This is a genomic window from Neptunomonas sp., from assembly GCF_041601355.1.
Classification (GTDB): Bacteria; Pseudomonadota; Gammaproteobacteria; order Pseudomonadales; family Balneatricaceae; genus Neptunomonas.
In genome coordinates this window covers 24,898-36,061 of record NZ_JBFIIH010000028.1, presented here as the reverse complement: position 1 = coordinate 36,061, position 11,164 = coordinate 24,898, and the positions used below count along the sequence as shown (strand labels likewise).

Sequence of the window (11,164 nt, the reverse complement as noted above, 5' to 3'; positions counted from 1 at the left end):
GCAGCGCATTGGCTTTGGCATCACCCAGATCATTTACCGCCACGATAGACAGATGCTCGCGGTGCTGGCCTTCATACAGAGCGCGCATGATATTTCTGCCAATACGTCCGTAACCGTTAATCGCAATTCTAATAGCCATATCAATACTCCTTATACGGGCCTCTATTCTTTGGCCTATATACTGTGGCCCCTGTAGTGGCCTTAAAACATGTTGCTTTTCTCAAGCATAGGCCAGAACAGGTGGGTGCGTAAATAGGCAAGATAAAAGAATAAATCCCATATTATTAATCAGTTACTTCGCATAAATCGGTTACTATGTAGCTATGATGTGGCCACTGTATGGACTCACATGATATCTGGCTGTAAAAACTTAATGATTCGATAATGTGGGTGGAGGCTATGTCTGAAGAAGAGTCTGTAAACGTGTCTGAGAAAGAGCCGCATAAAAAGCATGGTCATCAGGGCGGCAAAAAGCCTGGAAAAAAGACTGACGAGATAGAGGCACCAACAAAAGCAGAGATAGCCTTACTGCAGCCCTTTGCCGGGTTGACGTTAGCGCAGATCAGAGTGCCAGCAACACCAGAAGAGTTTGAGGAAGCAACCGCAAACTTGATGAGTTGCCGGTTTATCGGCTTTGATACAGAATCCCGCCCGACCTTCCAGAAAGGGGAGGCATCCGCCGGTCCGCATATCGTGCAGCTAACAACGCTCGGGCACGCCTATATTTTCCAGCTGTTTCGGGAAGAAAGTCATCGTTTCATTGCTGAAATAATTGAATCAACTCATGTGATAAAAGTGGGGTTTGGGCTTCAGTCGGATAAAAGCCATCTGCGTCGTAAGCTGGGAATAAAACCGAAAGCCATTCTTGATATGGACAAGGTGTTCAGGCAACAGGGTTATCGGAAAGAGTTAGGTGTCAAAGCGGCGGTGGCGATTCTTTTTCAGCAGAAATTTCAAAAATCCAAATCGGCAACTATGTCGAATTGGTCGGCAAAGATATTAAAAGATAATCAGCTGTTATATGCAGCCAATGATGCCTATGCGGCATTAAAAGTGCTCAGCGTTATGCATATAGATGAATCAGAGCTGCCGATTACAGATCTACCGATGACAGAGCAGTCGATTAAAGATGCCGCTATTACTGCTAAGTAGGTACAAAAGGGTGTCCCGGTAGCAAATCATTCAGTGATTTATAGACGAAACGCAGATATGATACGTATCAAACAATACGTATTGTGTATTATTTATGCCAAAAAAATCAGATACCCGAGAAAAAGTCTTTGATGCCGCCGACAGCCTGCTACAAGAGGGCATTCGGCCAACACAGCAAAATATCAGAGATCGCATAGGCAGCGGCAGCATTACCACTATCAATTCTGCACTGAATGGCTGGTGGCTGTCGTTATCCGACAGAATTAACCGCAAAGATCAGCATCCGGAGCTCCCTGATCCTGTTATCAGCGCGGCTAATCAACTCTGGGATCAGGCACTTGCTTATGCGCATCACTCTTTGCAAAAGGAGCGCGCAGAGGTTGAGTCCATATTACTCAACCGCAAAGAGACAAACGCTGCCCAACTGGAGCAGCTAAGAGCAACGGTCGATCAGTTGCAGCAACAAAATGCCCAACTGCGGAACAGCAGTGATGAGCTGAACGAACAACGCCTGGAGCTGCAGCAAAAGCTGCTTTCCTACGAAACATCAATGATTCGCCTTTCATCAGAGCGTGATGAAATAAATCGCGAAAATAAACAACTTAAAATAATTCAGCGCAATAATGTTGCTACACAAGCAATCGATTCTCCTGCACATAGCAATGAGCTGTTTGAAGCCCGCGTTGAATTAAAAGTTAATTCGATAAAAATCAATAATTTAGAAGATACTCTTAAGTCAAAAGAAGAAGAGTGTAAAGCGCTTAAAGAAGCGCTTTTGTTACAAGAAAAAACAGCCATGCAGCAACAGCACCGTCTGGAACTGGTCGTGGCACAGCAAGATGCACGTTACGACGACGCACTAAAAGCATTAACTGATTGCAAAACAGAGCTATCTCTGGCAAAAAAGTAAGTGTTAATAATCAAATCCTTATATAGACATGTTCACCGAATATAAATTTCAGGAAAGCGCATGGATACTGATTTACTGCTAGAAGCTGACAGCGAAACTATCAGAGCAACGCTGTTGTCATGTTCTGAAGGCGATGCTGTTAATTGTCTATCTGAAGAGGTATTCGCGCAGGCCAAGCTATTACTGGTCAAAGAGAAAATTACCGGTGTCTGCATCCAGCTATTAGGGGACGATGGTTACGTTATCCGTCAGGTAACCGGCAAGCGCCGCAACGAACTGGGTACCGGTGAGTTTAATGATCGTCAGCTTGCCGTGATTAAAGCACTCGAAAAAGTCCTCAGACATTGCAAACAAGAGGGCGTTAAACTAGTGGGCTACAGCGATGAACTGGTTGCCTATCCAGCCGGTTGCAAAGATCACAACCAGGCATCGGTTTATGCCCTCGATATCGACAGCAGCGACGCCTATATCGGAGCAGATTCCAATTCCGAATTGATAGGGATTTAATCAATGCCCATATTAAAATCCCCATATGCTAAGATTAGTGTTTGCTTACTAACCCCCAAAAACTCGTAACGGTCTTTATGAAAACAGCAAAGGTTTTACTCGTTGATGATCATGATATTGTGCGCGCAGGATTCAAGCAATTGCTTGATTCGCATCCGCAAATTGAAATCATCGCCCAGGCAAATAACAGCCATGAAGCCTTTCAAGTATATAAGAAGACTCATCCCGATGTAGTCATTATGGATCTATCCATGCCCGCCGATTCTGAATCGCTGGATAGCAATGGCGCACAGGGTGGCATCGAAGCCATTCAGCGGATTCTTCAGTATGACTCAAACGCTAAAGTTATTGTGCTTACGGTCTGGGAATCAAATCCTTATCCTAAAAACCTGGTCAAGCTGGGCGTTAAGGGTTATCTGACAAAGCGCTGTGCCCCTGAGGAACTGGTACAGGCAGTTTTGGCTGTATATCTTGGCGGTAATCACTTTTCCGAAAGCATTAAAGCCATTATCAATGACGGCGATGCCGTTGAGGACAACCCGGTAAATCTGCTGACTAAGCGCGAGATAGAGATTTTTACGCTACTGGCAGAAGGGCAGACAGCCACACAAATTGCTGACTCAATTTTTCTCAGCCATAAAACTGTTCATGCACATCGCGCCAATATCATGCGCAAGCTATCACTGAGCAATAATTCCGATATTGTGCACCTTGCAATAAGACACGGCGTGGTAAAGCCTTGAATAACACAACAGAAAGCAACCCTCTGGTTGACGCTGAATTCTTTTGGTACAGCCTGATAGAGGGCGATCAAATCGTACTTGATGCTGATTATTTTGAAGATGGCATCAAAGTCCTGCATAAAAATAAGGCATATGAAGTGCTCGCAAAAACTGAGCAAAGCATCAGTAATATTGCCTTTATCGTCCAGTCCGACATTACCGGGCAGCTTATCAGTGTCCATCCTTTTCTGGTCGAAAATTACCTGATCAGTCCGGTAAAATATCGCCACAACTAGCATTACATATAGGAAGCAAGATGATAACAATCTACGGTAGCCCTAAGTCCAGTGCAGGTCGTTGTTTCTGGTGCCTGGAAGAAGCGGGTGTTACTTATCAAACAAAAAGCATCGATTTTCGTGCAGGTGAACACAAGTCAGAAGCGTTTTTAAAAATCAATCGTAACGGCAAAGTACCCGCCTTGGTTGATGGTGATTTTAGCATTTGGGAATCACTGGCTATCAATAACTATATAGCGGATGCTTACAAACCAGAGCTGCTGGGCACGACAGCTCAGGAGCGTGGTTTAATCAGCCAGTGGAGTATTTGGTCGGTCGCGGATCTTCAGGTACCGATGATTGATGCATTTATCCAGTTGGTTTTTGTACCAGAACCTCATCGCAACGCTGGCATCATCGCTAAAGCATTTGAAAAGCTCCCCGTTATGCTTAGTACGCTTGAAGAAGAGCTGGAAGGAAAAGAGTTTCTGGTTGCTGACAGATTCACGTTGGCCGACCTGAATGTATCGTTCGTTGTAGGTATTTGTGATGACATCAAGTTTGATCTTGCCGAATACAAAAATATCAACCAATGGCGCAGCCACCTTGCGAATCGGGATGGGGCAAAACGCTATAAAGCCTTATGTGCTTAAGGAATCGGGTAAAGGTAAGGTTGCTGTTTAAGCCTTAGTTGACAATGCTGTTTTTATATAGCCACGATTAAAAGCAATACAATATTAACAAGGCTCGCCAGCAATGTCGGGCCTTTTTGCTATCAGGTATCACCCTTTAATTATCCGGAATCACCTGTTTATTATCTGAAAACCCCTGGCATTATTTCTCATTTGCAGAATCATTAAAGCGCAGGCTCGGTATGTTGGCCTGGCTGATGATAATCAACACAAGACCGGCAGTAAAAAAGAAAAAGGCAGACGCCATATAGCTTGCAGAAATCACATCCTCCATCCCCAGCTCTCGTGCTTTAATAACAAGCATGACAAGACAGAGCACGCAGAGAAACTGGCTGATAACACCCATCACCAAAGAGGTTTTTTGTAGAAGGCTTTTGCTTTTGATGGAACTGTTATTCATGGAGCGGTTCTTCATGGAACTGTTCTTCATAGAGCTGTTTTTCATATAAGTCTCGCTGCTTATCTGTCGATAGATAAATAGATTGATAGTTAAATTATTGATAGTTAAATTGATAGGACGTTGATCATATCACCTCAAGGCAAGACGTGCTGTTAAATACATTTCACTGTATATGCATTGTTTCTGTTTTAATTGTCAGCCGATAACCATTCAAAGGGAATGAAAGGGTGTAATGAAGTGTAATGGAGACCGTGATGATTCAGTATAATCTCACGCTGTTGAGCAATAGCTGAGGCATATGAGTATGAATATAAACAAATATAGTTTTCTGGATGATTATAGTGAAGGCTGTCATCCCGCTATTTTACAGGCACTGACTAAAACAAACTTAGTACAGCAAACCGCCTACGGTGAAGATGAATACTCAGTTGAAGCAAGATCGTTAATCAAGGCACAGCTCGGCAATATGGACTCATCGGTTTTTTTTGTTGCCGGAGGCACCCTTGCCAATATTATTATCATATCCAGCTGCCTGCGGCCGCATGAAGCGGTGATAGCAGCCAGCAGCGGCCATATTGTCGTCCGCGAAACCGGTGCAATTGAGGCAACGGGACACAAGATCATCACAGTTCCGCCAGAAGACGGCAAGCTAACCCCTAATGGCATTCAGCAGGCACTGGAGTCGAATGCGCATTTCCCCCACATGGCGAAACCCCGTTTGGTATACATCTCTAACTCAACGGAAATAGGTACGCTTTATTCGAAAGCCGAATTAGTGGCGCTGTCAAAAATGTGTAAAGCTAATCATTTGCTACTCCTGCTTGATGGAGCACGTTTGGGGGCTGCATTATCCGCTGCCAAAAATGACCTGACCCTGAAAGATATCGCTGAATTAACCGATGTTTTTTGGCTAGGCGGCACCAAGGCAGGAGCCTTGTTGGGTGAAGCTATCATTATCAATAACCCCTCCCTTGCAGAAGATTTTGCATTCCACATCAAACAAAGAGGGGCGCTTCTCGCCAAAGGGCGGTTATTAGGTATTCAGTTCGTTGAGCTATTTAAAGCGGCACCTTTTAAAGCAGCGCTCTATTTTGAAGCGACAAAGTTTGCTAACGACATGGCACAAAAATTATCATCGGCAATAGAGGAATGTAATTACCCGCTATGGGCACAAACCGAGACAAACCAGATCTTTCCGCTACTTCCCAACCCACTGATTGAAAGCTTACAAGAGCAGTTTGATTTCTATATCTGGCAAAAAGTAGATAGCAGCCACTCTGTGATTCGCTTAGTGACATCCTGGGCAACAGATGAAAATAAAATTGACCAGTTTATTGATTGCCTAAGAAGATCAGTAGCATAACCAAAGAGACTCTTACAAGATCATCACTCTATCCTGGCATCGCTAACGCTTCTGGATTCAATTGGCGAGAGGCTGTAGTTGCAGGATGACAAGCTGAAGGTATTGCTTCCCCGGTACTCAGAGTAGGTTATTATATTTCAAAGTTTTTACCCAATCAGACCTAAAAACACCCAAGCAAATTAAATCACAGGGTTAAAGCACGGAATTAAAAACAAGGGTTAAAAACAAGGATTAAAAACAAGGGGTTTAGAAAAAAAGTTAAAACACTGCCCTATAGAACTGAGAAGGAATGAACCGATGCGCGCTACACCCTCAAAGGGTAACTGGTTGAAAAAGCTCATCGCTCTGGCAGGTTTACTGGCACTCGTATACCTGCTGGCAGGAAACCTGTTTTTGAACGTGCCGTATATACAACAGAAGCTGAGCAGTGATCCTGATCATTTTAAAATTGAATGGTCTTCGGGGTGGACTTTTTGGCCGGGGCATCTGCAGGTTACTAATCTGAAGATAGAGGTACAGAAACAGGAAAGGCAGTGGTCACTTCTGATATCCCGAGGTGAATTTGACCTGACGCTATGGCGACTATTTTCCCGCACAATACAACTGCAGAGTGCAACAGTCTCAGGTCTTGCGGTAACGCTGAACTCAAACATGACAGGGAGTCCGGGTACGACTGCCAGTCGAAACTCAGCGGCGGCGGCCCCGCCTGAACCTCTGAATCCTGTTGAGAAGATCAACACTGCGCCTGCTGTTGAACAAAACGAACCAACGGCAGGGTGGGCTTTGTCAATAGATCGTGCCGACATTGCTGATATCGATCAGATCAAATTTGATGACTATACTTTTACCGGGCGTGGAGGGTTGCAACTCAACAAGCTGACATTCGGTAAAGACGGCGCGCAGGCTTTGGAGAGAGGAGCGCTACACATGGAGTCCGGCATCCTGATGTCCGGTTCGCAGTCTATCGGTACCTCTTTGGAGAGTGATATCGAATTACAGCTTGAGCGTTTTGTGCCGGGGGAACAGGACGGCCCGACAATCGCTGAGCTTGTCTCCGGCCACATCGGCCTGAGCGGTGACCTTACCTCATTTGCTATCATCAACCGTTATTTAAGTGATAGTGGATGGTTGACGCTTAAGGGAAGGGGTTCGCTCAACGCCAACCTCCTGATTGAACAGGGACAGTTAATAGAAGGCAGTGAGCTTTTCATCGACTCACCTGATCTGGCGGTTGAACTGGATGAAAAAAACAATTCCGCTTCAAATGACCGCTACAGTATCCGCGGAGCGGGCACGGTGAAGGGGGATGTCAGCTCAAGGTCCGGTGACACCAAGACAGAATTGCAGGTGGAACTGAAAAATATTTCTATGGTGACAGAACCGCAGGAGCAGCTTTTCTTAAAAGGTGAGGCCTTTCACCTGCTTCTCAGCGGTTCGCCTGTTAACTTCAGTGAGAAGCCGGCGGAACCTGTGGTACGAATGCAGTGGCATGAAGCGGTCATGCCGGATATCTCCGTGTTGAATCTTTACCTCCCGGGCGAAATGCCGTTTAGCATGCACTCGGGCCGCGCACGTCTGAACGGTTATCTTGACTACGCTGACCGTATTATTTCCGGCATGTTTGAACTGACCGGAGAGGATGTCAGTGGTGAAGTTCTTAACCAATCAATAATAGGCAGTCTCGGACTTGAGCTGCATCTGAAACAGGCTGACATCACCAACCGCCAACTCGACCTCTCTGGCACACGTCTTGAGCTGCAAACGGCTCCCCCTGTTAAGGCGATTGCCGGTCAGCCTGACCAGTTTGATCATTCTAATCTATCTGATAAGAGTGCTTTACGCACAGAGCTGACAATTATAGAGGGCAGACTTACATCGGCGCTACCGTTGAATGAACTCAAGGGTTTTAAGGGAAGACCGCCGCTCAGCGGCATTATTCAGCTGGAAGGGAAGGTCGCCAATATCGATTTCCTCAGCGATTTTCTCGCTGACCGAACGGCACTTAAATTCGGTGGCGAAGGCGTTGTCCGTACTGATCTGCGTGTGCATGACGGGCTGCTTACTCCGGGAAGCACTCTGAAGGTCGAGTCAGACAGGCTGTTCAGTAGTTTTTCAGGATTTACAGCCAGTGGTGCCGGTCATGTTGTGGTTGAGCTTCAGCAGTCAGCGAAAGACGAGGAAGTTCTTCTGCAAATGGATCTGCGGGATATGAAATTGCATCAGGTGAAAGATGGCAGGCTGCTACTGCAGGGCAAGGGTTTTCAGTTAACGGCAAGTAGCCCGCCGGTCGATATCCGCAACCGGCATGAATTGGTAAAACTTGAAGCCAAGTGGCAGGGTGCACTGATGCCCAAACTGGATATGCTCAACAGATATCTGCCGGAAAATCCGCCATTCCGCCTGACTTCAGGCTCCGCCCGCACGAACGGCCAGATTGCATTTGACGGCAGGCATTTTTCCGGCGACATTCACCTGGCTGGGAAGAATGTTACGGGTATGTTGCTCAAACAAGCTGTAAGCGGAAAGCTTGAACTGGATCTGTCGATCAAACATTTCGAGCCAAAGAGCCGTTCCCTCGATATTTCCGGAAGCCGCATCCTGATGCAGGCAGTTTCCGCCACCAATAAAACAAAACCTTTAGAAACACGTATAAGCATCGGTGAGGCAAAATTGAAGATGGGTCCCGACTCCCGTCAGACAAATCAACCGCATGCGCGGCCTCCGTTGAGCGGAGTGATCAGGCTTGAAGGAACAGTAGCGAATATCGATTTCATCAACAGTTTTCTGAATAACTCCCAGGGATTGAAATTTTCCGGAAATGGCCGGATGAGTGCTGATATGCGGTTTCTTGACGGGAAGATCTCTCCCGGCACCAGGTTACAGGTTGCCTCGAAAAATCTGGCCAGCAGGTTTCTTGATTTTGAGGCGAATGGATCGGGAATGCTCAGCGCGCGAATCGAAGGAGAAGCAAATGCACCTGCGGCAAAGCTCGAGAGCTTTATAAAGTCATTCACACTGCGCAGGCTCGGTGAAACCGCCTCATACGTCAATGGCAGTGATTTTCAGATAACCACAGTGGGCAGGAATTTTGACACGATTAAAGGGCTGCAGGATCTGGATACATCGGTGAGATTAGGCGCTGCCAAAATTCCGGATATTACTGTCTATAACAGCTATCTGCCTGAAAATGCAGGTATCTCAATTGTTTCCGGCAAGGGTGAGGTTAGCGGAGAGTTGCGCCTCAAGGGTGCCTCAGGCAGCGGCCATCTCGACATGTTGGCCGAGGGAGTTGAAGTCAATGTCAGAGACCAAACAATCAGGGGTGACCTTAGTATCAACACCCGCCTCGCAGACGGAGATCTGCAGAAGATGATCTTTGATGTTTCAGGCACCAGGCTGAGAATAGAAAACGGCTATCTTCTCAGCAGCAACGATACGCAGGCCGAGGAATGGTGGGGGCAGCTCGATATCAAACATGGCCGCATGACCTGGAAGCGTCCTCTGCTTCTGGATGCCGCACTGAACCTGCATCTGAGTGACAGCGGCTTGCTTGTACATCTGTTCGCGAAGCAGAACAAACAGTGGCTGAACGATCTGCTTACGATTAAAAACGTGACCGGCGAAACCACGGTGTTACTCAACGGAGATTCCATTCTGCTCAGAAAGGTCCGTATTGCAGGTGAACAATTACTGGTGCTGGCCGACGTGCATCTGAGCGATAAAAAGATACGCGGCGCAATGTATGCCAAATACGGGATTCTGCGGATGGGAATCGAACTTGAAGACGAGAATCGTACGGTGAAATTACTCAAGCCGCGTCAATGGTACGACAATTTTTCTACTAATTTCGGGGACAGTTTACTTAATTCCTATCCCCGGAATTCAGATCAATAGATTGGGCTAAGCAAATAAGAAGCGAGTAATCAGTTGCCTCTGGCTGAACCGAAGTGAGTTATAATAAGGTCTTGAGCGTTGAGAACCGCAGCGTGTTGCCACCTAACCCAGTATCAAGCGCAGCTTCCCGTTAGATGGTGGAACGCCCGATTCCAACTAGCATTATATCTCACAAGTCATTGCCACTTTTGAGGATGAACTAATGGAAACTAAAATTGACGAGATAGCCGACGGTATCTTCCGTCTTTCAACGTTTACGCCTGATTTGCCGCCTGATGGGTTCACATTTAATCAATACCTCATCAAGGCAGAACAACCATTATTGTTTCATTGCGGAGGGCGTGGGCTTTTCCCTTTGGTTTCTGCAGCAGCAGGAAAAGTTCTCCCACTGAATACAATCCGCTGGATCTCATTTGGTCACGTAGAATCAGACGAGTGCGGCTCTATGAATCAATGGTTGAGCGTTGCACCCCAGGCAGAGATAGTACATGGTGCAGTCGCGTGCATGGTTTCACTCAATGATCTCGCCGATCGTGCACCTAGGGTATTGGCGAATAACGAAGTTTTAGACTTGGGCGGAAAGCGAGTGCGCTATATTGACACCCCGCATGTCCCTCACGCGTGGGAATCTGGTCTCATATTCGAGGAAACGACTAAAACACTTTTTACCGGCGATTTATTCACGCAAATGGGACGCGGCCCCGCTATATCTGATCAGAGTATCGTTAAAGCCGCAATCATGGCAGAGGATGCATTTCACGCTATGGCGCTTACGCCTGATACCGCACCGACGATACGTAGGTTAAAGGATCTGGGCGCGGAGAATCTGGCGGTAATGCATGGTTCGTGCTTCAGAGGAGGCTGTGGAGCCGAACTTGAAGCACTGGCTGCGTATGCCTCAAAAGCGTTAAAGGCAGCGCTGAGTAACGCAGATTAGTGTGCGCGAGTTCCGGGGACAGTTTACTTAATTCCTCAGTGCTGCTGTGGCGAGTTCCGGGGACAGTTTACTTAATTCCTCAGTGCTGCTGTGGTTCTTAAATACTATCCCCGGCATATTAACTAACGCGTCAACCGCCGCCAGGAAACCTTTTTGATAGGTGATGATTATGAGACTTACATTCCTCTGTTGAGCAGTGCTAAAGACTCGGCAGGCATATCTGTATGGACTTATTATCTGATGCTCAATCACCTACATCTGTTAGTCATTCCCGTACACAAAGATAACCTGGTGGTGTTCCTTAGACACTAA

11 protein-coding genes are annotated in these 11,164 nt (G+C 46.6%); 9 read left to right on the top strand and 2 right to left on the bottom strand.

Annotated elements, in window-relative coordinates; all coding sequences use genetic code 11:
- A partial coding sequence (locus ABY436_RS06710) for a glyceraldehyde 3-phosphate dehydrogenase NAD-binding domain-containing protein (RefSeq protein ID WP_372738230.1) occupies positions 1–139 on the bottom strand: 139 nt, incomplete at its 3' end.
- A 260-nt stretch (positions 140–399) separates the two neighbouring features.
- Between ABY436_RS06710 and ABY436_RS06705 the strand changes: the two genes are divergently transcribed.
- The 6 genes from ABY436_RS06705 to ABY436_RS06680 all read left to right on the top strand — a co-directional run bounded on the left by ABY436_RS06705 (position 400) and on the right by ABY436_RS06680 (position 4,219).
- Positions 400–1,152: a 3'-5' exonuclease gene (locus tag ABY436_RS06705; protein WP_372738228.1), complete on the top strand. Its 753-nt coding sequence runs from the start codon at positions 400–402 to the stop codon at positions 1,150–1,152.
- Between the two features lie 94 nt (positions 1,153–1,246).
- Entirely contained in the window at positions 1,247–2,062 is an 816-nt protein-coding gene (locus tag ABY436_RS06700; protein WP_372738227.1) for a DNA-binding protein, read from the top strand.
- 60 nt (positions 2,063–2,122) lie between these two features.
- Complete coding sequence (locus ABY436_RS06695) at positions 2,123–2,569, top strand: hypothetical protein (protein WP_372738226.1); 447 nt, start codon at positions 2,123–2,125, stop codon at positions 2,567–2,569.
- Between the two features lie 77 nt (positions 2,570–2,646).
- A complete protein-coding gene (locus tag ABY436_RS06690; protein ID WP_372738225.1) occupies positions 2,647–3,312 on the top strand; it encodes a response regulator in 666 nt (221 codons plus the stop codon).
- Positions 3,309–3,587 (top strand): hypothetical protein, encoded by a 279-nt coding sequence (locus ABY436_RS06685; protein WP_372738224.1) that lies wholly within the window; start codon positions 3,309–3,311, stop codon positions 3,585–3,587. Before ABY436_RS06690 ends, ABY436_RS06685 begins: the two co-directional genes overlap by 4 nt.
- Positions 3,588–3,607: 20 nt before the next feature.
- Positions 3,608–4,219, top strand: a complete 612-nt coding sequence (locus tag ABY436_RS06680) for a glutathione S-transferase family protein (protein WP_372738223.1) — start codon at positions 3,608–3,610, stop codon at positions 4,217–4,219.
- Positions 4,220–4,400: 181 nt separating this feature from the next.
- Here ABY436_RS06680 and ABY436_RS06675 read toward each other — a convergent pair whose 3' ends face one another.
- Positions 4,401–4,703 (bottom strand): hypothetical protein, encoded by a 303-nt coding sequence (locus tag ABY436_RS06675; protein WP_372738222.1) that lies wholly within the window; start codon positions 4,701–4,703, stop codon positions 4,401–4,403.
- A 259-nt stretch (positions 4,704–4,962) separates the two neighbouring features.
- Between ABY436_RS06675 and ABY436_RS06670 the strand changes: the two genes are divergently transcribed.
- The 3 genes from ABY436_RS06670 to ABY436_RS06660 all read left to right on the top strand — a co-directional run bounded on the left by ABY436_RS06670 (position 4,963) and on the right by ABY436_RS06660 (position 10,852).
- The gene (locus ABY436_RS06670) at positions 4,963–6,021 is read left to right on the top strand and encodes a low specificity L-threonine aldolase (RefSeq protein WP_372738221.1); all 1,059 of its coding nucleotides are present in this window, start codon (positions 4,963–4,965) and stop codon (positions 6,019–6,021) included.
- 297 nt (positions 6,022–6,318) lie between these two features.
- A complete protein-coding gene (locus tag ABY436_RS06665; RefSeq protein ID WP_372738220.1) occupies positions 6,319–9,915 on the top strand; it encodes a hypothetical protein in 3,597 nt (1,198 codons plus the stop codon).
- Positions 9,916–10,117: 202 nt separating this feature from the next.
- Complete coding sequence (locus tag ABY436_RS06660; RefSeq protein WP_372738219.1) at positions 10,118–10,852, top strand: hypothetical protein; 735 nt, start codon at positions 10,118–10,120, stop codon at positions 10,850–10,852.
- Positions 10,853–11,164 lie beyond the last annotated feature (312 nt).

Excerpts from the sequence above, each read along its gene's own strand:
- ABY436_RS06690 (WP_372738225.1), top strand. The coding sequence starts at position 2,647 with ATGAAAACAGCAAAGGTTTTACTCGTTGATGATCATGATATTGTGCGC.
- ABY436_RS06700 (WP_372738227.1), top strand. The coding sequence starts at position 1,247 with ATGCCAAAAAAATCAGATACCCGAGAAAAAGTCTTTGATGCCGCCGAC.
- ABY436_RS06705 (WP_372738228.1), top strand. The coding sequence starts at position 400 with ATGTCTGAAGAAGAGTCTGTAAACGTGTCTGAGAAAGAGCCGCATAAA.
- ABY436_RS06665 (WP_372738220.1), top strand. The coding sequence starts at position 6,319 with ATGCGCGCTACACCCTCAAAGGGTAACTGGTTGAAAAAGCTCATCGCT.
- ABY436_RS06680 (WP_372738223.1), top strand. The coding sequence starts at position 3,608 with ATGATAACAATCTACGGTAGCCCTAAGTCCAGTGCAGGTCGTTGTTTC.
- ABY436_RS06695 (WP_372738226.1), top strand. The coding sequence starts at position 2,123 with ATGGATACTGATTTACTGCTAGAAGCTGACAGCGAAACTATCAGAGCA.
- ABY436_RS06660 (WP_372738219.1), top strand. The coding sequence starts at position 10,118 with ATGGAAACTAAAATTGACGAGATAGCCGACGGTATCTTCCGTCTTTCA.
- ABY436_RS06675 (WP_372738222.1), bottom strand. The coding sequence starts at position 4,703 with ATGAAAAACAGCTCTATGAAGAACAGTTCCATGAAGAACCGCTCCATG.
- ABY436_RS06670 (WP_372738221.1), top strand. The coding sequence starts at position 4,963 with ATGAATATAAACAAATATAGTTTTCTGGATGATTATAGTGAAGGCTGT.